This is a genomic window from Citreicella sp. C3M06 (assembly GCF_018860705.1).
In the GTDB taxonomy this organism is placed as follows: Bacteria; Pseudomonadota; Alphaproteobacteria; order Rhodobacterales; family Rhodobacteraceae; genus Salipiger.
This window is the reverse complement of the sequence record NZ_JAHKQA010000082.1, coordinates 1-23,602: the sequence shown is the minus strand read 5'-3', so window position 1 is coordinate 23,602 and position 23,602 is coordinate 1. Positions and strand designations below refer to the sequence as shown.

The following is a 23,602-nucleotide window of genomic DNA, read 5'->3' as shown; positions in this document are numbered from 1 at the left end:
CCGATCCCCGAGGGGCGGTCAAGGGGCGCGATCAGTCCTGCGCGTTCAGCGCGTTCATCCAGCCAAGCACCCGCGCCCGGTTCACCCCCTGATCGGACTGGCCAAAGCGCAGCCGGGCGTAGATCTCGACCGAGCCGTCTTCGAGCTGGATCGTGGTGTAATCGGGAAAGCCCATCCACAGCGAGCGGGTGACATAGGTCACCCGCCCCTCTGACGGATCGCCCGCCACCACTTCGGTGCGCGGGGTTTGCAGGATGATGCCGTGCAGCGCGCGCAAGGTCGTCTCGGAGCCCGGTAGGCGGCGACGCACCCCAGAGGCCAGATCCTGATCGGCGGTAACCTGCGGATCGACATGCCAGACCGCCGGGTCCGACGGGGCAAGCCTGATCCACGCAAGTCCGCCGATGATGGCAAGCAACACGAGCCAGAAGATGATCCGCAAAGGGCATTCCTTTCAACAGGTCGACGCGGGCTGCCCCCTGTTTTCACGATTCCCGGTGGCAGGAAAAGGCCGATCCACTCTGATCCGCGACAAATCGCCTAAAAGTGTCAGCCCGCGCTGCGACGGGTCCAACCCCAGAGGCAGAGCAGCTCTGTCGCCACATGCGCCGCCGCGATCGCCGTGGCGCCGGTGGTGTCGAACGGCGGAGAGACCTCGACCACGTCGCCGCCCTTGAGGTTGATCCCCGCCAGCTCGCGCAACATCACCGCGGCCTGATGGCTGCTCAGCCCGCCCCAGACCGGTGTGCCGGTGCCGGGGGCAAAGGCCGGGTCCAGCCCGTCGATATCGAAGGTCAGGTAGACCGGGTGGCGCTCGACAATGTCGCGCACGCGGGCGGCGATGGTCTCGGGGCCCTCGCGGTGCACCTCGCGGGCATCCAGAATGTGAAAGCCCAGCGTGTCGGGATTGTCGGTGCGAATGCCGATCTGCACCGAGCGTGTCGGGTCGACGTAGCCCAGCTTCACCGCCTTATACATGAACGTGCCATGGTCGATCCGCGAGAAATCGTCATCGGCCCATGTGTCGCTATGGGCATCGACCTGAATCACGCTCAACGGGCCGTATTTCTCGGCATGTGCCTTGAGTATCGGCAGGGTGATCGAATGATCGCCGCCCAGCGTGATGCAGGCCGCCCCGGCGTCGAGAATGCCGGCCACGTGTTCATACAACGTTTCAGGAAAAGCCGGTACATTGGCGTAATCAAAGGCAAGATCGCCGTAATCGGCAATCGCGAATTCCGACAGAACGTCATAGCCCCAGCCATATGGCGCATCGCAAGGTTGCAGCAGTGATGCCTCGCGGATCGCCCGCGGGCCCAGCCGCGTGCCGGTGCGATTGGTCACCGCCTGATCGAAGGGCACGCCGGTCACCGCCACATCGACGCCTTGCAGATCCTTGGTGTATTTGCGCCGCAAAAAGGACATGGCGCCACCAAACACGTTCTCGAAGCTTGGCCCCTTGAGGTCGTCGCGGGTGAAAGCATGGTCGATCTGGGTCTTGGCGTCTTCGAGTGCCATATCAGCTTGTCCTTTCAGGTCTTTGGTCTTGCTGGGTTTTCAAACGTTCAACGGCTGGCGCGTTTCGATCAGCCGCGCAAAGAAGCTGGCGCCCATCGGCGCGGCCTCGTCGTTGAAATCGAACTTCGGGTGATGACAGAACGGGCCGACGCCCTGACCGAGATACAGGAACGCACCGGGGCGCGCCTCGAGCATATACGAGAAATCCTCGGCCCCCATCGAGGGCACCGCCTCTTCGGTCACATCGGGCGAGATTTCCCGCGCAACATCGGCGGCAAAGCGGGTCTGCGCCGCGTGGTTGATGGTTGGCGGGTAGCTGCGCAGATAATCGAGCTGCGCGCTCACACCATAGGCTTGCGCCTGCCCGTCGACGATCTCGCGGATGCGGCGTTCGGCCATGTCGCGAATGGCCGGATCAAAGCTGCGCACGGTGCCGGCCAGCCGCGCGGTTTCAGGAATGACATTGCTGGCAGAGCCGGTCTGGATCACCGTCAGCGACACCACCAAGGATTGCAGCGGGTCGGTGTTGCGCGAAACCACCGTCTGCAACGCCTGCCCGATGGCCAGCGCGCAGGGCACCGGGTCGATGCAGGCATCCGGATGCGCCGCATGGCCGCCGCGCCCGGTCAACACCAGTTCGAAATCGTCGACCGCCGCCATCAACGGGCCGGGCCGGGTCGAGAAACAGCCCAGCGGGCGCGCCGGATCGGTGTGCAGCGCATAGACCTCTTCGATGCCGAAACGCTCCATGATGCCCTCTTCGACCATGATGCGCCCGCCGCCGATGGTTTCCTCGGCGGGCTGAAAGATCAGCGCCACCTTGCCGCTGAAGCGGCGCGTTTCGGCAAGGTATTTCGCCGCGCCCAGCAGCATAGCGGTGTGGCCGTCATGGCCGCAGGCATGCATCTTGCCTGGCACCTGCGAGCGATAATCCGCGCCGGTTTCCTCCTCCATGGGCAGCGCATCCATATCGGCGCGCAGGCCGGTCACCGGCCCCGCGCCCTGCCCGTCGATGATCGCCACGACACCGCTTTGCGCGATGCCTTCGTGAATGTGCGAAATGCCGAACTCGCGCAGCTTGCTCACCACGAAGCGCGCGGTTTCATGGCAATCGAGGCTCAGCTCGGGGTTGCGGTGCAGGTGCTGCCGCCAGCCCGTCATCTCGGCGGCATATTCGGCGATGCGGTTGATGATGGGCATGGGTGGACTCCGTGGCTGTCGTGACGCAGGACTGAACACAATACCGAAACACGGGGGAAGTCCATGAGCGACGATCTGGTTCACGATCCAAAGGGCGGCATGCCGCGGCTGGTTGAAATCATGCGGCGGCTGCGCGACCCGCAGACTGGTTGCCCGTGGGATCTAGAGCAGGATTTCGCCAGCATCGCGCCATATACCATCGAAGAGGCCTATGAGGTCGCCGATGCCATCGAGCGCGAAGCTTGGGACGAGCTGAAGGGCGAATTGGGCGATCTGCTGTTCCAGTCGGTGTTCCATGCCCAAATGGCCACAGAGCGCGGATTGTTTGATATCGACGACGTGGCCAACACCATGTCCGACAAGATGGTGGCACGCCATCCGCATGTCTTTGGCGAGGAATCCAACGACAAGACCCCCGAGCAGCAGACCGCCGACTGGGAAACCATCAAAGCCGCCGAGCGCGCCGCCAAGGCGGAACGCGGCGTGCTTGACGGGGTGGCGATGGGGCTTCCGGCCCTGCTGCGCGCGGTGAAGCTGCAAAAGCGCGCGGCGCGGGTCGGGTTCGACTGGCCGTCCACCGACGAGGTCATCGACAAGGTGATTGAAGAGGCGCAAGAGCTGCGCGAGGCCACCGATCCCGACCACCGCGCCGAGGAATTCGGCGATCTGCTGTTCGTGATGGCCAACCTTGCCCGCCATCTCGACATCGACCCCGAGGCAGCCCTGCGCGCCGCCAATGCCAAATTCACCCGCCGCTTTGGTCATATCGAAGCCGCGCTGGCCGCCGAGGGGCGCCGCCCCGAGGACAGCACGCTGGCGGAAATGGATGGGTTGTGGGACGCCGCCAAGCGGCTTGAGAAAAGCGCGAAGCTGTGATTTTTCACGACACGACTTGACCCGATCTTTTTTGTCAGGCTTTAACCGTGCCATGTTTTTACGCAGACCCGGAGTCGACTCGATGCAAAAAGCCCTCCCCGTCATCGCCCTGCTTGCGGCGGCCCAGCCTGCGCTGGCCGCTGAGGTGAACCTGTATTCCTACCGCCAGCCTGAACTGCTTGCACCGCTGACCGAGGCCTTCACCAAGGCGACCGGCATCGAGGTCAACGTCGCCTATCTGAGCGACGGCATGGTCGAACGGCTTCAGGCCGAGGGCGATCGCTCGCCGGCGGATCTGGTGTTCACGGTCGACGTGTCGCGACTGGCGGCGATCGTCCACGCTGGTGTCACCCAGCCGGTCACCAGCCCGGTGCTCGAAGCCAATGTTCCGGCGCAGTATCACGCCCCCGATGGCAGCTGGTGGGGCCTGACCACCCGCGCCCGCATCGTCTATGCCAGCAAGGATCGCGTCGATCCTTCCGAGGTGACGAGCTATGAGGATCTCGCCGATCCGAAGTGGCGCGGACGGCTGTGCACCCGGTCCGGCACCCACCCGTATAACGTCGCTCTGGCGGCCGCGCATCTCTACCATCACGACGAAGAGACCACCAAGGCATGGCTCGAAGGGCTGAAGGCGAACCTCGCCCGCAAGCCGCAAGGCAATGACCGGGCGCAGGTCAAAGCGATCTGGTCCGGCGAATGCGACATCGCGCTTGGCAACACCTATTACATGGGCCAGATGCTGTCCGATGACGAGCAGAAGGAATGGGCCGAGGCGGTCAACGTGCTGTTCCCCGTCTTCGAGGATGGCGGCACCCACGAGAACATCTCGGGCGTTGCGATGACCAAATCCGCGCCCAATCGCGACAACGCCCTGAAGATGATGGAATTCCTGACCTCGCCCGAGGCGCAGGAGATCTATGCCCACGCCAACTTTGAATACCCCGTTGCGCCGGGCTCCGAAGCGGATGATCTGGTGAAAAGCTGGGGCAGCTATGAGGCCGACCCGGTCAACCTGATGGCGCTGGCCGATCGTCGGGCCGACGCGCTGCGCCTCATCGAAGAGGTTGATTACGACGGCTGACGATCCCGTCGCGAATGGGCGGACCGGCGTCGGCAGTCTGAGGACTGTCCGCGCCACCGCCCCACGGCGAAAGCGTTAAGACCGATTTTCGGCGGCGGTGCGACATGCGCCGCCGCCGCTGTTTTGATGATGGAGTGCGCCGCCGACAGCTTATCCGGGCCGAACCGGGCGGGCTCGCCCCATCTTGCCGTCGTCTGCAAAGCCGGGCGCCGCGCGCCCGGCCCCGGATCACAGGTAATCGGCCCGCTGCAGCGCGTATTTCGCCATCTTCTCGTTGAGCGTCCGGCGCGGCAGGCACAATTCATCCATCACCGCCGAGATCGAGCCCTTGTGCCGCCGCATGGTGTTGTCGATCAGCATCCGTTCAAAGGCCTCGACATATTCCTTGAGCGGCTTGCCCTCGATGGTCATCACCGGCTGCATGTCGTCGTGATCGTTCATCAGCAGCGAGGCAATGGTGCCCTGCCCGCGCCGCGATTGCAGCACCGCGCGCTCGGCCAGATTGATCAGCTGGCGCACGTTGCCCGGCCAAGGCGCCTGAAGCAGCTGCGCCGCCTCCTGCGCGCTGACCTGCGGCGCGTCGCAGCCGTATTCGTCGGAATAGCCTTCGGTGAACCGGGTGAACAACGTCAGGATGTCCTCGCCGCGCGCCCGCAGCGGCGGCACGGTGATCTTCAGCGCCGCAAGGCGGAAATACAGATCCGGGCGCAGGGCGTTTTCGCAGGTGCGCCCCTCGTCCTGAAGATTGCAGATCGCCACGATGCGGGTTTCGGGCGGCGTGCCCTGATCGTTGATCGCCGAGAGCAGCCGCGCCTGCGCGCTGTCGGACAGCGATTCGATATCCTCTAGCACCAGCGTGCCATTGCGCGCCTCTTCCATCGCCGGAAGGCGGCTGTCATCGTCCTGCATCGGCCCGAAGAGGCGGCGCGTCAGCGCGTCCTCGTCCATCGCCGCGCAGGAGATCAGCACGAATTTCTTGCCCGCCCGGCTGCCCACCGCGTGCAGCGCATGGGCGATCAGGGTCTTGCCGGTGCCGGTTTCGCCCTCGATCAGCACGTGGCCATCCGCCTGCCCAAGGTCGAGCACATCCTCGCGCAGCCGCTCCATCGCGCCGCTTTGCCCGATCAGCTTGCTCATCATCTGGCTGCCGTCGGACAATTCGCGCCGCAGGGCACGGTTGTCGAGCGTCAGCCGCCGCGCATTGGTCGCCTTTTTCGCCAGTTCCGACATGCGGTCCGGGTTGAACGGCTTTTCAAGGAAATCGAAAGCGCCGATGCGCATGGCCTCGACCGCCATCGGCACATCGCCGTGGCCGGTGATCATGATCACCGGCAGCGCGCTGTCACTGCCCATCAGCTTGCGCAGGAACTGGATGCCATCCATTCCGGGCATCTTGATATCGGAAATCACGATTCCCGGATAATCCGACCCCAGCGCGCCAAGCGCTTCCTCGGCGCTGGCAAAGGTTTCGGTGTCATAGCCCGACAGCGCCAGCCACTGGCTGATCGACTGTCGCATGTCCTTTTCGTCATCGACGATGGCAATCTTCATGGCCTTGGTCATTCTGCGTCGTCGCCTTTCTCTGCCTGTTGCGGGGGGCGGCTCATTCCGCCGCCTGGGCCCCGTCGTTCAGGATGGGAAGTTGCATTTCGAAAACCGCACCGCCTTCGGATCCGTTCCGCGCCGTGAGCCGGCCGCCCAGATCCGCGACGATCCCCGAGCTGATCGCAAGGCCAAGGCCGGTGCCGTCGCCGGGTTGTTTCGTGGTGTAGAAGGGTTCGAAGAGCTTGTCGAAATCCTCGATCCCGTGTCCATTGTCGCGCACCGAGAGCACCGCCGTTTCGCCGCCCGCAAGAATGATCTCGATCTCGGGCTGTGCTTCGGATTTGGTGGCGTCGATGGCATTGCGCAAGAGGTTCACCAGAACCTGTTCGATGCGCATCTGATCGCCCATGACCCGCACGGACTCCACCGGCAGGATCTTCGAGATCCGCATCCGGCGCGCCTTGAGCTGCGGTTCCATCATCGACATCGCCGAGGCCAGCGCCCCGGCCATATCGACCGGGGTTAGCCCGTCCTGCCCCTTGCGGGCATAGGATTTCAGCTGCCGGGTGATCGCCCCCATGCGTTCGATCAGATCGTCGATGCGGTGAAAGGCGGTCATCGCCTCGTCGGGGCGGTTGCGACGCAGCAGCAGCCGCGCCCCCGCCAGATAGGTCTTCATCGCCGCCAGCGGCTGGTTCAGCTCATGGCTGACAGCCGCCGACATCTCGCCAAGCGCGGCCAGCTTGGAGCTTTGTTCCAGCGTCTGCTCTGCCGAGGCGAGGCTTTGCTGCACCTTCTCGCGCTCGGCGATTTCCCGTTGAAGCCGTGCGTTCAGGCGGCGCAGTTCAAGCGATTCACGCTGGAACAGCGCCATGCGCAGCGCCGTGCGGCGGCTGAGCGCGTAAAATGCCAAGGCCGCCAGCAGCGCAAAGCCCATGATTTCCAGCGCAAGCACCGCGTTGACCCGCTCGCGCACCGAGGAATAGGTGGTGAAGGTCGACATGGTCCAGCCGCGGAACGGGATGCGCCCGTCGACGCGCATCACCGCTTCGCCGCGCAGATAGGCATCGGGCGGCAGCGCCGTCCAGTCGGCGGTGGCCTTTATCGCGCGTTCGATGGCGCTTTCGGGAGATTGACGTTCCAGCGCCTCGTCCATGGTGCGGCCGCGCCAGCGCGGTTCGGTCGCCAGCACGATGGTGCCAGAACTGTCGAGCACCGCCACCGCGTCGGAAATCCCCGCCCAAGCGCGTTCGAACTTGGCAAGATCCACCTCGACGACGATCACCCCGACGGTGCTGTTCATGCTTTCGACGCGGCGGCTGTAGGTAAAGCTGTAGCCCCCCGCCTCGCGCGCCTGCGTGGTGAACACCGTGGTGTTCGAGCGCAGCGCATCGACAAAATGCGGCAGGTTGCGGTGCTGTTCGCCCAGCCGGTTGCGGTCGGTCGCGGCCACCGTGCGCCCGTCGCGGTCAAGCAGCATCAGCGATGCCGCGCCGATCTCGTCGATATACGAGATCAGCCTCTGGGTGGACTGGCTGAAATCAGAGGAATTGAGCGCCCCGATCAGCGCCGGATCCCGCGCTAGCAGCTGCGGCACGATGGCGTTGCGGCGCAGTTCCGACAACAGGTTGCCGGAATACAGCGCCAGCCGCAATTCGGACCGGTTGCGGGTGGATTCGGTGAACCGGTCGGTCAGCGTCAGGTTGGTGACCCAGATCGTCGCCACAGCGAAAACCACCAGAACCACAAGCGCAATCCGTACCCGCCAGCCAAGCGGGCCCTGTCGTCGTGGTCGCAAGATCTGATCCCGTGTCCTGTTGGCCATGCCGCGCAGATTACGCTGCGCGGGCGGCGGCCTCAAGTCATGCGCTGGCAAGCTCTGTGGTCAGATGGGCGAAAAGGCGCGCACCATCGGTGTTGCCCTGCAGCGGGTCGCAGGCCCGTTCGGGATGCGGCATCATCCCCAGCACCCGGCGGTTTTCCGACAGGATGCCCGCGATATCGCGATCCGACCCGTTCGGATTGTCGGTGTAGCGGAAGGCAACGCGCCCCTCGCCTTCCAGCAAATCCAGCGTCTTGGCATCGGCGGTGTAATTGCCATCGTGATGGGCGATCGGAACCTGAATCTGTTCGCCAGTCTCATAGGCTCGGGTAAACACCGACTGGCTTTCCGCAACCGACAGCCCGACGGTGCGGCAGATGTATTTCAGCCCGGCGTTGCGCAGCAGTGCGCCCGGCAGAATGCGGGTTTCGGTCAGCACCTGAAAGCCGTTGCACACGCCAAAGACATATCCGCCGCGCTCGGCATGCGCCTTGACTTCCTGACAGATCGGCGAGTTTGCCGCGATGGCGCCGCAGCGCAGGTAATCGCCGAACGAGAACCCGCCCGGAATGCCCACGATGTCGATGCCTTGCGGCAGCGCCGTGTCCTTGTGCCACACCATCTGAACATCGAGCCCCGCCTGGCGGAATCCCATTGCTAGATCGCGGTCGCAGTTGGACCCGGGGAAGACAATGACGGCAGCTTTCATGGGCGGTCTCCACTGGCCGACAGGCGGCCCGGTTGCTGTTCTGAACGCGGCGCGCGACCCACCGCCGCGAAACCTGCGCAGGCCGGGAACGCGGCGCGGCGTCCTGTGCGGCCTTGGAATCCCTTAGCCGTCTTTGCCACGAACATCAATCCGCTCGCCGCCGTCTTGCGCCGGGCAATTCGCTGCGCGCGAAATCCCTGCCAGCGCATGGCCCAGATACGCGCCCCAAGGCCAGCGCGGCGTCAGAACGCCAAGTTGCTCACGCCATGCCAAAACGCCCCGAAAGAAACCTTTCGGGGCGTCCAGAGCCGTTCATTTCGCTGTCTGTTCCGAAGACGTCAGCGTCTCAGGCCAGTTCGATGGCGTAGCTTTCGATCACCGTATTGGCGAGCAGCTTTTCGCACATTTCGGTGACATCGGCCTCGGTCGTGCCCTCGGCCAGATCGAGTTCGATCACCTTGCCCTGACGCACACCGCCAACCTTGTCGAACCCCAGACCCAGCAGCGCATGACGCACTGCTTCGCCCTGCGGATCGAGAACGCCATCCTTGAGCATCACGTGAACCCGAGCCTTCATGGCACTCTCTCCATCGCTTGCGAAAGGCACATGCCTTTCATCTTTCCAGAAATTTGCAGGTGACGCCCGCCATGGGCGCCGCCTTGATCAGTTGATCAGCGTGGGCTTGCTGACATGGGTTGCCTGACGCGGCATCACGCCAAGGCGCTGCGCCACTTCGGTATAGGCATCGGTCAGCGAGCCCAGATCGCGGCGAAACACATCCTTGTCGAGCTTCTTGCCGGTTTCGATGTCCCACAGGCGCATCGAATCGGGTGAGATCTCGTCTGCCACGATCAGCCGCTGGAAATCGCCATCATAGACGCGGCCGATTTCGATCTTGAAATCGACCAGCTTGATGCCAACGCCATACATCAGCCCGGACAGGTAATCGTTCACCCGCAGCGACAGGCTGAGAATGTCGTCCATATCCTGCTGGCTGGCCCAGCCAAAGGCGGCGATGTGCTCTTCGGTGACCAGCGGGTCGCCCAGCTTGTCGTCCTTGTAGCAGTATTCCACGATCGGACGGGGCAGCGGCGTGCCTTCTTCGAGACCCAGCCGCGAGGCAAGCGAGCCAGCGGCAAAGTTGCGCACGATGATCTCGAGCGGGATGATCTCGCAGGCGCGCACCAACTGTTCGCGCATATTCAGGCGCTTGAGGAAGTGGGTCGGCACGCCGATGTTGTTCAGCCCGGTCATGAAGAATTCAGACAGGCGGTTGTTCAGCACACCCTTGCCTTCAATCACGTCCTTTTTCTGGGCGTTGAAAGCGGTTGCGTCGTCCTTGAAATACTGAACGATGGTCCCCGGCTCGGGGCCTTCATAAAGGATCTTTGCCTTGCCTTCGTAGATCTTCTTGCGGCGTGCCATGGGACTCCTTTCAGGGGGACCGGCAGCGAAAACACGTTGCGTCCTGCGAGGCCCTATAAATCATGCCTCGCCGGGTCGCAAGCGAACGGTTTCAGTTGCGCATACACGCCCCAGTGGAATAAACCTTATATCGTTTGATAACGATTGGGGAGTGAGACCGACATGACCACATTCGACGATCGCGAAGCCGCATTCGAGGCCCGTTTCGTTCACGATGCAGACCTGAACTTCCGCGCCGAGGCGCGTTGCAACAAGCTGCTCGGGCTCTGGGCCGCAGAGCTGCTCGGCAAGCAGGGCACCGACGCCGATGCCTACGCGCGCGAGGTCGTCAAGGCCGATTTCGAAGAAGCCGGCCATGAAGACGTGGTGCGCAAGCTGGTTGCCGATCTTGGTGGCAAGGCCAACGCCGAAGAGATCCGCCAGCGCCGCGCCGAACTGCTGGTCGAGGCGCGCGGACAGATCCTGCTAGAGAGCTGATCGGCCCGCACGGTCCTTCCGGCGGCTTTGAACCGCTTGGAACGACCGCCAAGGACGGCGCCAATGCTCCGGACCGCCACCTGCGCTCGTGGCGATTGGTATGGGCATCGCAGGCGCCATGATCTAGCCTCGGCGGGGTGTGAGGTGCCGCGCAGGTTGCCGCCGGAGCCACCCCACCATGCGCCCTTAGCGTGCGATGACAATGTCCGCCCGCAGCCCCCCAAGCGCGTCGCTTTTCCCCAGCCGCAAGATGCCGCCATGAGCGCGCGCTACATCCGCCGCGATGGCCAGCCCTAGCCCCACGCCAGAGCCCTTGTCCTGATTGCGCGCCGGATCGAGCCGCACGAACGGGCGCAGCGCATCGCCGCGCTGTTCGGGCGCGATGCCCGGGCCGTTGTCCTCGACCCGAAAGCGCAGGCTGCGCTCGGTCAGCGCCACGGACACCTCGCAGCGCGTGCCATGGCGCACCGCGTTGCCCACGAGGTTTTCAAGCGCGCGGCGCATGGCGCCGGGTTTGAGCATGACCTCTCCGCTCCCCTCGACCTCGCGCAGCACCACGGCGCGCCCTGCCCTTTGCGCATCCTCGGCGATGTGGCGTAGAAACTCCGCTGGATCGACGGGCTCGGCCTCGCCGGACTGGCTGTCGCCACGGGCAAAATCGAGAAAGGCGTCGATCAGCCCCTGCATGTCTTCCACGTCGCGTTCCAGCGGCTCGCGATCCTCGTCATCAAGCATTGAAATGCCAAGCCGCAGCCGCGTCAGCGGCGTGCGCAGATCGTGACTGACCCCCGACAGCATCAGGGTGCGCTGCTCTATATGACGCTCGATCCGGTTGCGCATATCAAGAAAGGCGCTGCCCGCCGCCCGCACCTCGACCGCCCCGGCGGGCGAATAGGGCACGCTGCGCCCGCGCCCAAAGGCCTCGGCTGCTGCCGCCAGACGCGTGATCGGCCGCAACTGGTTGCGCAGATACAGGAACGCGATCAGCGTCATGACCACGCCGAACACCATCATGTTGACGAACAGCTGGTGCGCATTGGTTGGCGACGCCCTGCGGCGCGGAAACCCGATCTCGACGATGCGATCCCCCTCGCGCAAATACAGCGTCACGGTGAAATCATCGGGCAGCAGGATGCGGTCGACCCCCGGCACCGCGTCGCGCAGCGTGCGGGCCACCACCAGCCCCGAGAAATCATACCAGCGTCGCTCATCCACCTCTGGCATCGCCGCGACATCGCTGACCTCGAGCTCCAGCCGCGCCGCAAGCTCGGGCTCCGCCAGCACGAGGCGGATTTCGCGCGCCAGCTCGCGGCTCATCTGCGACGAGACGCCCTCGAAGTGGCGCTGCACGAACACCACCGAGACCACCAGTTGCAGCGTCACCACCGGCAACAACAGGATCAGCGCCGCCCGCCCGTAAAGACCGCGCGGCATATAGGATTTGAGCCAGTCGAACATCCGTGTACCCTTTGCGCCGGACCGATGACAGAAAGCCCGACCGATGCAGGACCCGCAAGCCGAATTCAATCCCGTTCCCGGAGAGGCCGACTGGCTCGCGCCCGGTTTGCGGCGAATCCTTGCGCCGAATCCCTCGCCCATGACCTTTCGAGGCACCAACAGCTATATCCTCGGCGAAGACGAGGTCGCGGTGATCGATCCGGGGCCGGATAGCGCCGAACATCTTGATGCCCTGCTGGCGGCGATCGGCGGCGCGCGGGTTGCGGCAGTGCTGGTCACCCATGCCCATCTTGACCATTCGCCGCTGGCGCGCGCGCTGGCGCAGGCCACCGGCGCCCCGGTCTGCGCCTTTGGCGATGCGCTGGAGGGCCGATCACCGATCATGCAGCGCCTTGCTGCGAGCGGCCTCGCTGGCGGCGGCGAAGGCGTCGATGCCGCCTTCGCGCCGGATGAGGTGCTTGCCGACGGCGCCACCCTGTCGGGCGACTGCTGGGCGCTCGAAGCGCTGCACACGCCGGGGCATTTTGGCAATCACCTGTGCTTTGCCTGGGACGACACGCTGTTTTCCGGCGATCTTGTCATGGGATGGGCAACCTCGCTGGTATCCCCCCCGGATGGAGACATCGCGGCCTTCCTGTCCTCGCTGGACAAGCTCACCGCCCGCGACTGGTCGGTGCTGCACCCCGGGCACGGAGCGCCGGTGCACACGCCATCCGAGCGCATCGGCTTTCTGGCAAACCACCGACGCGCGCGCGAAGGCCAGATCCTCGACGCCCTCGCCCATTGCGGCGGCAACGCCGCATCGATCGCGGCTCGAATCTACACAGAGCTATCCCCGGCCCTGCTGCCCGCAGCAACGCGCAACGTTTTTGCCCACCTCGTCGATCTGTCGCTTCGCCAGCAAGTGACGTTTGCCGGAGAGCTGTCTGAAAACGCTTATTTTTATGGAGCCACCGCGGCGTGACGAGAAAAATGGAAAAAACTGCTGAAAGCCTCTGGACCCCGTCAGTCGCGGTTGCTATACGCCCCCTCACAAGTTCCGGCGTAGCTCAGCGGTAGAGCAGTTGACTGTTAATCAATTGGTCGTAGGTTCGATCCCTACCGCCGGAGCCAAAAATCTCTAAGTTACTGAGGTTTTTGGCAAAAATGCGATGAGAATCGCAGACGCTCTGAAATGCGCGACTCCTGTCTCCGCGATTGGCACAATCGTTGGCACAGGAGTCGCGCATTTGCGTTTCAGGACCCCTTCACAGCCCCATCTCGAATATCGGCCCAGCGGATTCCATTGGCGCCGTCGCTGGCCCCAGGCCCTGCGCGCTAAAGGGCAAGAGAGTGCTCCCAAAAAAATGTCACTCCTCTTTCCACTTCGTTCCCATGTCATGCGCGACGCGAAGGTGCTCGCTCAGAAGCTCACACTTCTGAGCGACATCGCCTTCGCCGGAGTGACGGAGAGAACGATGGCGATCGCGCCCGACATCATGGAGAAGCTCCTCGTGGAGCTCTGCCGCTTCCTGATCGAGGCGGCCGATGTTGCCCGCGAAATGGCTCCCGCGCGCACACCCGAAGCTGCGGCCTACGAGCTGGCCTGCGCCAATGCAGCCGTCGAGACCCTGCGGCACGCGATCGCGATCCGAGACCGCGAGAGAGCGCGCAACCCGCTTCGCGAGGTCGCCGATCGGCTCGGTATCGCGCTCGACGAGAGCGATCCGGACTGGCAGAGGCTCGCGTTCCGTGCGCTGCGGGTCATGCTGGAGGCGGAGGAAGAGAACGCCCGACGGGACCGCGGCGAATTTCAGGGGCCCTCCGCTGCCCTTCAGGCCGCCCGGCCGCTCGTCGACGGCACAGTCCCGATCAGCAGCGCGCCGACACCCGCCACATTCAGCCCGGCTCCCCGCCCTAATCCAGTCGCGTTGCCTGCGGTGCCGTCAGCACACAACGGCGCCGCGACTTGCCGAACAGCGGCGCCTGTGACGCGGCCGGGTGCGCCTGCAAGCGCGCCGACAGCGGCCCCTGCGCACGACCGCATCGCAGCTGTCCCTCCAGCGTCAGAGCCATCCAGAAACTGCAATCCATGCCCCAAGATTACGGAGGCCACGGAACTCTACGTCGAGGCGCGCAGCCGGGGATATAAGTCGTTCAAGCCGACCGAACAGGCGGACGAGACAGCCGGCGCGAACTGGGCTCGAAACAGCGGACCGAACGTCAAGTCAACCGGCCTTCTGCTCTCGCGGATCGTCGGCAACAAGTCTGTTGACGACATCACCGATGCCGAACTGAAAATGATCTGGGAATTGTTGGCGCGTCTGCCCAAGAACTACCAGGCCAAGACGAGCAAGCAATCACCCCAGGAGGCTGTCGACGATGCGGATGCGACCGAGAGGCGCAACCACGGGCTCACGCGCGCGAGGCTGGAGAAGAAGGGCGCCAGCCCGGGCAAGATCGAATCCGAGCTTCTGAAGGATCGCATCCCACGCCTGCGGCCCGCCACGATCTACCGCCACATGCAGGACGCCCAGCGCATCTGCAAATTCCTCGTCAAGAAGGGCCAGCTGCTGACGAACATCATGGCCGATCACATCTGGGAGAAGGCGGAATACGAACGCAGGGAAATCCTTCAGGAAGACAACGAGCGCCAGACCTGGTGCGGCAAGCTCAAGGGGCTGTTCCGCACGCCGATTTTCCAGGGCAAGCTCGACGATGTGGGCGATCCGATGTTCTGGGCGCCACTTATCGCCGTCCACATGGGCCTTCGGAGCGAAGAGGTCCTCCAGCTTTACATTGACGATATCCAGGTCATCGATGACATCCCGTGCATCGTGCTTAAAAAGGGTCCAGGCCAGAGTCTCAAGAGCAAGGCATCGCGCCGAACCATACCGATCCACGACAACCTGCTGAAACTGGGTCTCATGCAACTTGTCGCCTTTCGACGGCGCGAGGAGGAGCCCCGCCTTTTCCCATGGCTGGAGCGCAGCCAGTCCAAGAAGACATACACCGAGACCTTCTCTAAGCGGTTCACCAGGTATCGCCAGGATCACAACATCTACGACGCGCAGCGGGACTTCTACAGCTTCCGCACGACGTTCAACCACTTCCTGATTCAGACCGAACGCCAAGACTCCCATCGAAGAGCACTGATGGGCCATGTGGAACGCGACGTGGGCATCACAAACTACAACCCGAGTGGCTTCTCGATGAAAACGCTCCGGGATTGTGTCAATGCCGTCGAGATCGACATATCGATGATCCGCTCGCCGTTCGCCGAGGTCAATTCAGCCCGTGTTATGGACCTTGCTGCCCATCGGACAAAGACAACTGCCTGACCTGCCCTCGGAGAACTGGTTAGAAGCCCGATTTCGCCGAACACGCACGGCGCCGTGCCTGCCGCTGCTTGTCCAGCTCAGGAATGACACCTCGCCGCAGCAGGCACTTCAGCGAGAACCATTGCGGCTCGAAGCCCTATGATGCACGGTATCTAAAAAAGGTAGTCTGTTTTGGAAGATAGTCCTCCCTCAGTGCAATCGGCCGACCTCGCAGAGGAATTCATCGACGCGTTGAAGAAAGGCCTCAAACGAAGCGCTCTGAGTGCCATGGACGCGCCCGGATTTGACGTCAACGCGCAGGACGGCCTACCACTCAAAATCTCTATCGAACTTGGCTATCTGGACCTCGCCACGCGTCTTTTGAAGCACGGCGCAAACCCGAACGCGGCGGCGGGACGAGGAAAGTGTGCGATCGTCACGGCGTTGGAGAACGAGTATCTCGAATTGGTGGACCTCATGCTGAGCCACGGCGCAGAGATCTCTATTCGTGATCAGAAAGGCTGGACCCCTCTTATATGGGCTGCGATCAAGGGCCGGGAGAAGATGGTCGAGTTTCTGATTGCCCGAGGCGCCGACATCCACGTGTGCTGCAATGACGGCTGGAACGCGATCACCGGTGCGTTCTTCAAGAATCATACATCGGTCGTGAAGCTCCTGGCAGGCAACGGCGCAAAGTTCGGGGAGAAATATCAAGAGGCTGCCCTATTGTCGGCCTATGAGCACGGCTCAACGGAGATTGTGACATCCCTTATTTCCGATGGCGTCAGCGTGAATATCGGAACGGCGGATGGGCAACCTCTTCTCATTCTCGCCATTGCACGCGGCGACCTTGCGATGCTTGATCGCCTTCTGAGCGCGGGTGCGGACGTCAATATTCGGGACACCACAGGCGATCCAGCCTTGGTGAGCGCTATTGCAAATGCACAGTGCCCGGCTGCTATTCGGCTTGTTGAGCATGGCGCGTCTGTGAATGTCAAAGGGCCCAATTGGGCAGCGATCCACCTCGCCGCGCGCTATGGTCAATCGGAACTGTGCAAGCTCTTACTCGAAGCCGGCGCATCAGTCGATCAGCTTGGGCATGCATCACACACGGCATTGATGCTCGCTGCACAGGGAGGTCACGCCAACACTGTGAAATTACTATTGGAGCACGGCGCAGACCAAAACCGCGCGAACGACAGGGGAAAGACCCCCTACACTCTTGCCCCAAGCGGCCTCGGAAGCCGAATGAGTTCGACAGAAGCTGTCCTGAAAGAGTTCGGTGGTCGATAATGGAAATCGTCCGTGAGGATGTCTTCGATGCTGTCAGGCGCGGATACGCCGAACTGGAAGTGGCATCCGAGGAAGAAATCACGGCCTATTTCGACGCCGTAGAACCAGCGAGTATTCTGGGGCATTCGAACCACATCAAGGGTATTCTCTTCGAACAGGAATACACAGACGCTCTGGAGACAGGCGGGATAGAAGCAAGCCTTTTCGAGCATACCAACCACCCCGGCACGGATGTCATCGTGTTTGGAGATATCGATGCCGTGACGGAGATACAGCTGAAAGCTACGGATTCCGTGAGCTACGTGACCGCCGCCATGCAGGATGATCCCGAAATCGCTTTCGCAGTGACCTCCGAGGTCGCGGCCCAGATCGGATCGGACGTGGTCATTGATGCAGGAATCGAGAACGCCGCGCTGGAAAGCGCGGTCACGGACACGCTGTTCGAGGACGCCGTCTCACCGTTCGGTGTTTTCTCATTGGTCCGCCTGCTGATCGGAATTCCTTTTTGAGCATCCCTGGCGACCGAGCGAGAGCGAATACGGACGCCCTAAGGCCTTGGACTAAGGAGAATGGAGTGAGATCGGCAGCGCGCCGGTTCCGGTAGCGCGTAAAACCGATGTTCGGGCTGCCCGTGCCCAGCTCAAGAGCCGGGCCCGGTAAGCGGACACATGATGCGTCCAGGCTGGAAGCACGCCGTTCAGGCGGCGCGATACACTCCCAAAACAGGGTCTTGTGGGTGAGCGGCGTCCACGGTGCTTGGGTCGCAGGCCGAAGCAAGGACCATTCTCTTATGGTTCGACATGCCAGACCACGCGTTCTGAAGCGCGATGATCGTTACCGTATAGAATTCGGTTGCCTCGCCCTCTGAACCAAGCGTCTCCACCGGTGTCGACCAAAGCAAGGCGTGCCCGTAATAGGCCACAAGATTCTGGGTCTCGATGTCATGAACGATCCTGACATCGCTCAGGTCTATCTTCAGCGGCATGACAATTCTCCTGAAAAGCGACCGCCGGATGACGGCAGCGCAAGCTCATTTCCTTTTCGCCGCGTAGACAAAGGATATCCCGCACGTGGTGATCGAGCCCGTCATGTCGGCCTCGGGCATCGCGGATCTGGTTGGTGGCCCGAAGGCTTGCTTCGTTGAGAATGCCACCGAACAAGTTCGACCCGGTCACGCGACGGAACTCCTGTGCCGTGGCAAGGCTGTCGAAGCCCAGCCCGGCATTGAGCGAGGAATGTGCGCCTATGAGGCACTCTCCAGAGCTTTGCGTCAGCTGTCGCGCGACCGGCAAATCGGATCGTCAAGCACCGCCGGAGGAGCGACCGGCGGTGGGGTGCGAGGTGCAGGATTGCACCGCACACCCTTCTTGCAGTGCTTGACGGATGATCCGAGGCCGCCTGATCGAGAGCGCTGCACAGATTGCTTGGAGATGTGGTGGGTAAGGCACCCGCCACGTGAAGGCATCTTAGATTAGAGGCTATCCAGAACCCTTCGGTGCAGACGGCGCATCTGACGATGCGCCGCTTCCGTCATGTGTCGAAGAGCTTGTTGGCGATGACGCAGGCCTCGGCGGCGTCGAGTGCCGACTGCACAAGCGTGGCAAGCTCGACCAGCTCGTCCTGCACGAGCCGAAGCGCTCCCGCGCGCTCGGTGTGGACCGGGACAGAGTAGCCGCACTCCGGATCGTGTTCGTGGCCACGCCAGGCATAGGAGGTCTCGCTTGCGACCTCGTCGCCAAAGCGAATGATCAGTGTCTCGATGTCGCGCAGGAACGCCTCGTTAACGATATTGCGCGATGAAATCCGCCGACTGATGTCGCCAGCAAAGGTTTTATGCTGCGTATCGAGCATCGGAATGATCTTCTCATCGAGACATTTCCGCACGAGGCGGGATTGTCCGAGCGCGTCGGCGATAATCTCTGTGATCCTGTCCATCACGCCACCTCCTTGACCGACACGGCAGCGAAGGCGCGCAACGCATCGAGCCCCCGCTCCAACGCCTCGGCGCATAGGCGCGCATCGTCGGCGCGGGGGTCGTCTGGATGCACAGCAGCGAAGCGGGCGGCTTCTTCGCTTTCGATGTCATCCGCGAACTCGAGCTTCAGAAGCCGGTGCAGGTCTTTCAGGTCTTCCTCCACCGCCTCGGGCACTTCCCCGCGCGCCATCGCTTCGGCCACGGCCAGTGAGCGGGTCTCCCAGTCCTTTCCTCCGAGAAGCTCGGCTGACGAGACAAGACGATCCGCGTCGGCTCGAAGCCAGGCAATGAATTCGCGGCGTTGCGCAGCGGCCCGAAGCGAGGCACGCATTTCTTTGTTGTTGTATTCCATGTTGATCTCCTTCGAGAACTCCGGGCATCCAATGTCCCGGGTCAAGCTCGGACCGCGCTTCCGGTCCGATATCAGCGCTGCTGCTTCCTCCGATTTCTCCTATTTTCCAATTGTGGCCGGTTTGGCCGCGCCCTCACCCGAGGGGCGCGGACCAACAAGGTCCACAAACAAACGCGCGCACGTTCATTTCCAGATCGGCATGCGATGGACACAAGCAAGTTGAGAGAACGTGCTTGAAGACCCGGTGGCTCAGGGAAGTTGCGGCGGGTCGAGGAAGAAGTTGAGAACGGGTCCACTCCATCCCGTGCGGATGATGACACAGCGTTTTCAACTCGATCCGGAAAATGCGGAAATTACGGCGGTGCACGGCGACGGTCGCAAAGAGATCCGGGCCAAGGTTACAGCAGAAGATCCGTCGGAGTGGACCGGCGGCTGTCGATGAACTCCCCAAACTCGGCTGCTGATTTCGCATTGCCGGAGTGATCATAGGGATCACCAGTCCCGATGTCGGCGTGGTCCAGCAAAGCCTTCGTCGCGAGACGTCCGGCACGAAGATGTTCTGCCGCGTCGGTTCCGGCGTTGTCCCGAAAGCGATGTATCGGGATGCGAACACCGAGTTTCTTTTCAGTGATGTCCGCGGACAGCTGGCCGATACGTTCTTCGCTAATCGTTTGCCACGGGGCGTGAACCGAAGGAAAGAGGCTGGTGCCATCATCGAAGAGCGGCCTGTAGCAGCGACGGTAATCTTCTAAAGCTGCGACAAGCCGGGCGTTGTGCCACACGATGTCGAAGGGATCGCCAGCCTTCTGATCCTCGCGCTTCTTCAGCATCCGCGCGGGAATACGTGCATGAAGGCGATCAGACGCCTCAATCCACAGAGTGTTACCGAAGTCGAGGGCCGAGATCGCCCGCGCACGCTGCGGCAACGCAATGCCCAGGGCCAAAATCAGGCCATTACGATAGACAGTGGCGGCCCGGACTCCGCGCATGGGCGCCCGCCGGGCGTCCCCAATCTGCCGAAACCCGAGATTGTAGATGGCGGCAGCGCCAACAAGCTGATCTCCCGTCTTGGTCGGCGTCCCGGCCGCCCTGCCCCTCTCCCGCCAAAAGCGGCACACGAACTCCCGGGCGGGCGACGCAATCGACGGCTCCATGAGGTTCAATCCTGCTTTGATCCGCGACAGGTAATCTGCCGCTGCCCTGACGGAGACGCCGTATTGAGTGTTCTCAGGATCGGTCAGCCAAAGCGCGTAGCAATGCAAGTCCGCCCCCGAGGGGACCAGGGCGACACCGCGACTTCGCGCATAGTCGACGTAGCGGCAGAGCGCAGTCGTGACTGCGCCGAGATAGTCGGAGCTCAGAATGGGGAGGCCCGACATAACGTTTCCTGCCTCGGACCGCGCTGCGATCGCCCGCAGGGAGGTCTGCCATTCGGACGGAAGACGATCAATCGCGGTGTTGGCCATCTTCCAGCGACTGACCCTGACCTCTTTCGGCACCACACGCGCCTTTCGCAGAACGAGCGCGAAATGGCTTGTCGCCGCCGCGCCCCACGTCTCGGCGGCGACCCTTTGCAGGTAGGCAAATTCCTGAAAGGCCGTGTCTCCCACCGCCGCCATTCGCTCGCGCAGATGCTCGGTCAGTTCGCTGATGCCCGGCACAGGCTGTGTCGGCCCATCCGCACGGATGTGCGTGAGCATGTCGAGATGGGAATTCATGACTATTTTCCTTTTCAGGCGCGTTGGTCAGGATTTGCTACGCGGCCTTGGCCTTGCCGGTGGTGGACACGTTGTTCAGATGCTCGTTCCAGTCGTCGAAGACGAGGCTGGCATCGAGCTCGGCGTAGTAGTCGATCGTCGTCTGGAGACGCGTGTGCCCGAGCATCCGCTGCACCTTGGGTAGGTTGTCGATGCTTTGCTTCAGCCATATCCACCCGATCAGATGGCGGTAGAGATGCGGATTGATCCGACTGCCAACCTTTTCGTTTAGAACGCGGGTGACCCGCTTGAGGATAGTCTTGTAGGGCTGCCCGGCCTCCTCTTTCCAAACTTGTGCGGGGAAAAGGTAAGGATTCCGGTTATCGCCGGAGACGAGACATTTCGCCCGCACCATACCGAGGTAGGACCTCAAGAGCTTGCTCTGTCGCCCGTTGAGGAACAGCGTGAGGTCTTCATCATCGCGGCCGCGCATTTTGACCCGCACCGCAGGAACAGTGATGCGCGCCAAGTCGCCTTGCCAGCTGATCCAATCCAGTCGTGCATTGATCAGGTTGTCGCTACGCGGTGCATTGCGGAGCAGAATCTCATGGGCAATCGCCGCCATGAGGTCCCTACCGAGCTCTGCGTCGATCACCTCGACGCGGGACGGCAGCACGCCGTGCTTTTTCCGGTGGGCCACCCGACGCCGGTCGATTTCAGCGTTCACATCGGCAATGATCACGTCTCCCAAATCGATGGTGCGTTGAATGCGGCATTCGTCGAATTCGCGCAGTTTTGCTCGGTTGCGCGGCGCGAGGCCCCTGCGCTTTCGGTCGTGGATCGTGATCAGCTTGCTGATCCGGTCCAGGTCCTCCTTCGACCGGCACTGAAAGTCCTTGGCAATCTTCCGCGCGCACTTCAGAACGCTTCCGAGATAGCCGCTCGAGAATTCGCCGATATTGGCATCCCTGATGGCATCAATGGCGGTTTCCAGAAAATCCGGATCGAGCAGCTCCTCCATGGATTCCGGCACCATATCGACGGTCGCAACGGTCGCTTTCGCCAACGAGACGACGTAGCCTCGTCGCGTTTTCAGCGTTTTCTCCGACCACTTCTGCTTGTCTGTCAGGAAGCCGTTCGCGGTAAGCACATCGTCATTCGAACGGGTGTCCCCGACCGGTTTTTGTCCAGGGCGCGCTGCCTTCTCCGCCCGCCGCTTCTGCAACAGCGCCTTTCTATCGGAAACCGACGTCTCGCGTTTGTCCAGCTCCTCGATGAAAGCGGCAAGCGGCTGGCCTGTCCGGGATACTTCCCCAGTTGCCCAAGGCGCCACATAGCGATCAAATTCCATCATCAGACCGGAAACGACTTCGTCCGCAACGCCGTATTTGCCAGCATATTTTTCGAACGGCCGCTCCACAGGACGGAAGCCGTAGATCTGCAACAGATCTAACCTGCTGGCGTCCTTGAGAAACTTGGCGACTTCGATGACATGTCGCCGGCACTTCTCCTCGGATTTCGACGACACTTCGAGCCGCTCGGCATAGTAGGCTGCGAGCGTCTCCGACGTGACCTCCGAGACCTGTATCTGCCGGTCATGCAGGAACAACAAAAAAGGTCGAGCCACACCTACCTGCCACTTCCGAAGACCGCTCTCCTCGTCAGAGATCGCCGTCAGGATGGCCGCATGCTCCCCGGTCAGGTCAGAGGAACCTCGCTTCCGATTGCGCACGCCCAACTCACTGACGATGTTGATCGCCTCGCTCGAATAGGTCGCGTAGCTGCCTTTAGTCAGGTTGAACTCCGCAGCACGATGGGTCCGGAGGAACTCGGTGACGTCGCGTCGACACACGATCGTTGTTTCAGGAACCCACCCGGCGACGCGAGTCAGCCACCGCACCCTGCTCGCTTTGCGTTTTTCGCCCTTCGCGTCGAAGCGGGCAAGGAGGTCAGAGTAGTAGACCTGCGGGAGCTCGAAGCACGCGAAAAGGTCAGTTCCCGTGGTGCGCGATAGAGCCGCGAGCGTCGTAGCTCGAGGCTTCAGGCCGGGAACCCGCAGAATGTCTTTCACCGCACTTTCTCCGAGACCGGAGCGGAGTGACAGCGCTCGTTTCGACTCCCCACTGGTTTCGAGGTATTTCTTTAGTGTTTCGACGAGGGTCATGGTCTGTCTCCTGAACTGGTGACCGGCTCAGTCGAGCTCGAGATCCGGCCTTCCAGCGTCAGGCCGGACTCGAAGCTCGAAGACCGCGAGCCATTCGTCCCGCACCTGCCAAGATTTCCCTAATTTGACCGCCTGCAAACGGACCCGTCCGTCCGGTGTGGGGCATCCCTTGTTGATCCAGTCTCGGATCGTGTGCGGATGCCGCTCGAACATCTGGCCGAGCTTCTTTGCTGAGTAGTATTTTGGTGCCGACATGTTTTCCTCCGTTGATGGCAACGGGGAATTAGGAAAATGCGGCGAGGGATCAAAACGGGTCGACCGAAGTTGCCCACGGCGGTTCGGTGCAAGGGCTTCGGACCGACTGGTTTGCTCTGCGCCATTGCTGTGGAGGCCTAATTCGAGTCGTTTCCCCTATGATCCCAACCCAAGTCGGCGGCACAAACCAATTCTGCGCGCCGATCTCGGACCGTCACCGGATCGAACTTCTGGACCTCGAGGCCGTCGATCTTCCAGATGACCTTCGCTCTCTTAAACTTCATGTAGGAGTGATACCGCCATTTAGCCTCTGAGTGGATTATACGCACATGGAAATGCGACGGTTCCGGCACATCTTCCTTCTGAACGAGCCCCATATAAATAGTCCAATTCAATAAATCCAATACAGATTTTATTGCCGACAGTATTTGCCTCTTAGGGTCAGGATGCAT

23 protein-coding genes and 1 tRNA gene are annotated in these 23,602 nt (G+C 62.2%); 8 read left to right on the top strand and 16 right to left on the bottom strand.

Going from position 1 to position 23,602, the window contains the following annotated elements; all coding sequences use genetic code 11:
* Positions 1–31: 31 nt before the first annotated feature.
* From KO516_RS19955 to KO516_RS19945, 3 genes are all read right to left on the bottom strand, one after another.
* Positions 32–442, bottom strand: a complete 411-nt coding sequence (locus KO516_RS19955; RefSeq protein WP_216005553.1) for a DUF1499 domain-containing protein — start codon at positions 440–442, stop codon at positions 32–34.
* Positions 443–549: 107 nt separating this feature from the next.
* Positions 550–1,518: an agmatinase gene (gene speB, locus KO516_RS19950; RefSeq protein ID WP_216005552.1), complete on the bottom strand. Its 969-nt coding sequence runs from the start codon at positions 1,516–1,518 to the stop codon at positions 550–552.
* Positions 1,519–1,557: 39 nt separating this feature from the next.
* Positions 1,558–2,718, bottom strand: coding sequence for a M20 aminoacylase family protein (locus KO516_RS19945; protein ID WP_216005551.1), 1,161 nt, complete (start codon positions 2,716–2,718; stop codon positions 1,558–1,560).
* Positions 2,719–2,781: 63 nt separating this feature from the next.
* Between KO516_RS19945 and mazG the strand changes: the two genes are divergently transcribed.
* Positions 2,782–3,594 carry a nucleoside triphosphate pyrophosphohydrolase gene (gene mazG, locus KO516_RS19940; protein WP_216005550.1) on the top strand — a complete coding sequence of 271 codons (813 nt, stop codon included), beginning with the start codon at positions 2,782–2,784 and terminating at the stop codon, positions 3,592–3,594.
* Between the two features lie 82 nt (positions 3,595–3,676).
* Entirely contained in the window at positions 3,677–4,678 is a 1,002-nt protein-coding gene (locus KO516_RS19935) for a Fe(3+) ABC transporter substrate-binding protein (RefSeq protein ID WP_216005549.1), read from the top strand.
* 228 nt (positions 4,679–4,906) lie between these two features.
* Here the strand turns inward: KO516_RS19935 and KO516_RS19930 are convergent, their stop codons facing one another.
* From KO516_RS19930 to purC, 5 genes are all read right to left on the bottom strand, one after another.
* Complete coding sequence (locus KO516_RS19930) at positions 4,907–6,241, bottom strand: sigma-54 dependent transcriptional regulator (RefSeq protein WP_216005548.1); 1,335 nt, start codon at positions 6,239–6,241, stop codon at positions 4,907–4,909.
* 40 nt (positions 6,242–6,281) lie between these two features.
* Complete coding sequence (locus KO516_RS19925) at positions 6,282–8,048, bottom strand: ATP-binding protein (RefSeq protein WP_216005547.1); 1,767 nt, start codon at positions 8,046–8,048, stop codon at positions 6,282–6,284.
* A gap of 37 nt (positions 8,049–8,085) precedes the next feature.
* Positions 8,086–8,754, bottom strand: a complete 669-nt coding sequence (purQ, locus tag KO516_RS19920) for a phosphoribosylformylglycinamidine synthase subunit PurQ (RefSeq protein ID WP_216005546.1) — start codon at positions 8,752–8,754, stop codon at positions 8,086–8,088.
* Between the two features lie 346 nt (positions 8,755–9,100).
* Positions 9,101–9,331 (bottom strand): phosphoribosylformylglycinamidine synthase subunit PurS, encoded by a 231-nt coding sequence (purS, locus tag KO516_RS19915; protein WP_216005545.1) that lies wholly within the window; start codon positions 9,329–9,331, stop codon positions 9,101–9,103.
* 87 nt (positions 9,332–9,418) lie between these two features.
* Positions 9,419–10,180 (bottom strand): phosphoribosylaminoimidazolesuccinocarboxamide synthase, encoded by a 762-nt coding sequence (purC, locus tag KO516_RS19910; protein ID WP_216005544.1) that lies wholly within the window; start codon positions 10,178–10,180, stop codon positions 9,419–9,421.
* 162 nt (positions 10,181–10,342) lie between these two features.
* Between purC and KO516_RS19905 the strand changes: the two genes are divergently transcribed.
* Complete coding sequence (locus tag KO516_RS19905; protein WP_216005543.1) at positions 10,343–10,657, top strand: DUF1476 domain-containing protein; 315 nt, start codon at positions 10,343–10,345, stop codon at positions 10,655–10,657.
* A gap of 186 nt (positions 10,658–10,843) precedes the next feature.
* On the opposite strand, the gene KO516_RS19900 is transcribed toward KO516_RS19905, so the two are convergent.
* Positions 10,844–12,115, bottom strand: a complete 1,272-nt coding sequence (locus KO516_RS19900) for an ATP-binding protein (RefSeq protein WP_216005542.1) — start codon at positions 12,113–12,115, stop codon at positions 10,844–10,846.
* 43 nt (positions 12,116–12,158) lie between these two features.
* On the opposite strand from KO516_RS19900, the gene KO516_RS19895 reads away from it, so the two are divergent.
* From KO516_RS19895 to KO516_RS19875, 5 genes are all read left to right on the top strand, one after another.
* Positions 12,159–13,079 carry an MBL fold metallo-hydrolase gene (locus KO516_RS19895; protein WP_216005541.1) on the top strand — a complete coding sequence of 307 codons (921 nt, stop codon included), beginning with the start codon at positions 12,159–12,161 and terminating at the stop codon, positions 13,077–13,079.
* Positions 13,080–13,153: 74 nt separating this feature from the next.
* A tRNA-Asn gene (locus KO516_RS19890) sits at positions 13,154–13,228 on the top strand.
* Between the two features lie 233 nt (positions 13,229–13,461).
* On the top strand, positions 13,462–15,435 hold the full coding sequence (locus KO516_RS19885) for a tyrosine-type recombinase/integrase (RefSeq protein WP_216005540.1): 1,974 nt from the start codon (positions 13,462–13,464) through the stop codon (positions 15,433–15,435).
* 192 nt (positions 15,436–15,627) lie between these two features.
* Complete coding sequence (locus KO516_RS19880) at positions 15,628–16,707, top strand: ankyrin repeat domain-containing protein (RefSeq protein ID WP_216005539.1); 1,080 nt, start codon at positions 15,628–15,630, stop codon at positions 16,705–16,707.
* Entirely contained in the window at positions 16,707–17,216 is a 510-nt protein-coding gene (locus KO516_RS19875; RefSeq protein ID WP_216005538.1) for a hypothetical protein, read from the top strand. The genes KO516_RS19880 and KO516_RS19875 overlap by 1 nt, the downstream gene beginning before the upstream one ends.
* 188 nt (positions 17,217–17,404) lie before the next feature.
* Here KO516_RS19875 and KO516_RS19870 read toward each other — a convergent pair whose 3' ends face one another.
* The 7 genes from KO516_RS19870 to KO516_RS19840 form a co-directional block, all read right to left on the bottom strand.
* A complete protein-coding gene (locus KO516_RS19870; protein WP_216005537.1) occupies positions 17,405–17,692 on the bottom strand; it encodes a hypothetical protein in 288 nt (95 codons plus the stop codon).
* 545 nt (positions 17,693–18,237) lie between these two features.
* Positions 18,238–18,642: a hypothetical protein gene (locus KO516_RS19865; protein WP_216005536.1), complete on the bottom strand. Its 405-nt coding sequence runs from the start codon at positions 18,640–18,642 to the stop codon at positions 18,238–18,240.
* Positions 18,642–19,034 (bottom strand): hypothetical protein, encoded by a 393-nt coding sequence (locus KO516_RS19860; RefSeq protein ID WP_216005535.1) that lies wholly within the window; start codon positions 19,032–19,034, stop codon positions 18,642–18,644. Before KO516_RS19860 ends, KO516_RS19865 begins: the two co-directional genes overlap by 1 nt.
* Before the next feature lie 398 nt (positions 19,035–19,432).
* Positions 19,433–20,752, bottom strand: coding sequence for a hypothetical protein (locus KO516_RS19855; RefSeq protein WP_216005534.1), 1,320 nt, complete (start codon positions 20,750–20,752; stop codon positions 19,433–19,435).
* 37 nt (positions 20,753–20,789) lie between these two features.
* The gene (locus KO516_RS19850) at positions 20,790–22,895 is read right to left on the bottom strand and encodes a tyrosine-type recombinase/integrase (protein ID WP_252737728.1); all 2,106 of its coding nucleotides are present in this window, start codon (positions 22,893–22,895) and stop codon (positions 20,790–20,792) included.
* 27 nt (positions 22,896–22,922) lie between these two features.
* Positions 22,923–23,150, bottom strand: a complete 228-nt coding sequence (locus tag KO516_RS19845; protein ID WP_216005533.1) for a helix-turn-helix domain-containing protein — start codon at positions 23,148–23,150, stop codon at positions 22,923–22,925.
* A 137-nt stretch (positions 23,151–23,287) separates the two neighbouring features.
* Positions 23,288–23,602 (bottom strand): hypothetical protein (locus tag KO516_RS19840; protein WP_216005532.1); only part of this gene is annotated, 315 nt, incomplete at its 5' end.

What these genes read in the sequence shown, in the direction of transcription:
- speB (WP_216005552.1), bottom strand. Translation starts at nt 1,518, where the DNA reads ATGGCACTCGAAGACGCCAAGACCCAGATCGACCATGCTTTCACCCGC.
- KO516_RS19945 (WP_216005551.1), bottom strand. Translation starts at nt 2,718, where the DNA reads ATGCCCATCATCAACCGCATCGCCGAATATGCCGCCGAGATGACGGGC.
- mazG (WP_216005550.1), top strand. Translation starts at nt 2,782, where the DNA reads ATGAGCGACGATCTGGTTCACGATCCAAAGGGCGGCATGCCGCGGCTG.
- KO516_RS19935 (WP_216005549.1), top strand. Translation starts at nt 3,677, where the DNA reads ATGCAAAAAGCCCTCCCCGTCATCGCCCTGCTTGCGGCGGCCCAGCCT.
- KO516_RS19930 (WP_216005548.1), bottom strand. Translation starts at nt 6,241, where the DNA reads ATGACCAAGGCCATGAAGATTGCCATCGTCGATGACGAAAAGGACATG.
- KO516_RS19925 (WP_216005547.1), bottom strand. Translation starts at nt 8,048, where the DNA reads ATGGCCAACAGGACACGGGATCAGATCTTGCGACCACGACGACAGGGC.
- purQ (WP_216005546.1), bottom strand. Translation starts at nt 8,754, where the DNA reads ATGAAAGCTGCCGTCATTGTCTTCCCCGGGTCCAACTGCGACCGCGAT.
- purS (WP_216005545.1), bottom strand. Translation starts at nt 9,331, where the DNA reads ATGAAGGCTCGGGTTCACGTGATGCTCAAGGATGGCGTTCTCGATCCG.
- purC (WP_216005544.1), bottom strand. Translation starts at nt 10,180, where the DNA reads ATGGCACGCCGCAAGAAGATCTACGAAGGCAAGGCAAAGATCCTTTAT.
- KO516_RS19905 (WP_216005543.1), top strand. Translation starts at nt 10,343, where the DNA reads ATGACCACATTCGACGATCGCGAAGCCGCATTCGAGGCCCGTTTCGTT.
- KO516_RS19900 (WP_216005542.1), bottom strand. Translation starts at nt 12,115, where the DNA reads ATGTTCGACTGGCTCAAATCCTATATGCCGCGCGGTCTTTACGGGCGG.
- KO516_RS19895 (WP_216005541.1), top strand. Translation starts at nt 12,159, where the DNA reads ATGCAGGACCCGCAAGCCGAATTCAATCCCGTTCCCGGAGAGGCCGAC.
- KO516_RS19885 (WP_216005540.1), top strand. Translation starts at nt 13,462, where the DNA reads ATGTCACTCCTCTTTCCACTTCGTTCCCATGTCATGCGCGACGCGAAG.
- KO516_RS19875 (WP_216005538.1), top strand. Translation starts at nt 16,707, where the DNA reads ATGGAAATCGTCCGTGAGGATGTCTTCGATGCTGTCAGGCGCGGATAC.
- KO516_RS19870 (WP_216005537.1), bottom strand. Translation starts at nt 17,692, where the DNA reads ATGCCGCTGAAGATAGACCTGAGCGATGTCAGGATCGTTCATGACATC.
- KO516_RS19865 (WP_216005536.1), bottom strand. Translation starts at nt 18,642, where the DNA reads ATGGACAGGATCACAGAGATTATCGCCGACGCGCTCGGACAATCCCGC.
- KO516_RS19860 (WP_216005535.1), bottom strand. Translation starts at nt 19,034, where the DNA reads ATGGAATACAACAACAAAGAAATGCGTGCCTCGCTTCGGGCCGCTGCG.
- KO516_RS19855 (WP_216005534.1), bottom strand. Translation starts at nt 20,752, where the DNA reads ATGAATTCCCATCTCGACATGCTCACGCACATCCGTGCGGATGGGCCG.
- KO516_RS19850 (WP_252737728.1), bottom strand. Translation starts at nt 22,895, where the DNA reads ATGACCCTCGTCGAAACACTAAAGAAATACCTCGAAACCAGTGGGGAG.
- KO516_RS19845 (WP_216005533.1), bottom strand. Translation starts at nt 23,150, where the DNA reads ATGTCGGCACCAAAATACTACTCAGCAAAGAAGCTCGGCCAGATGTTC.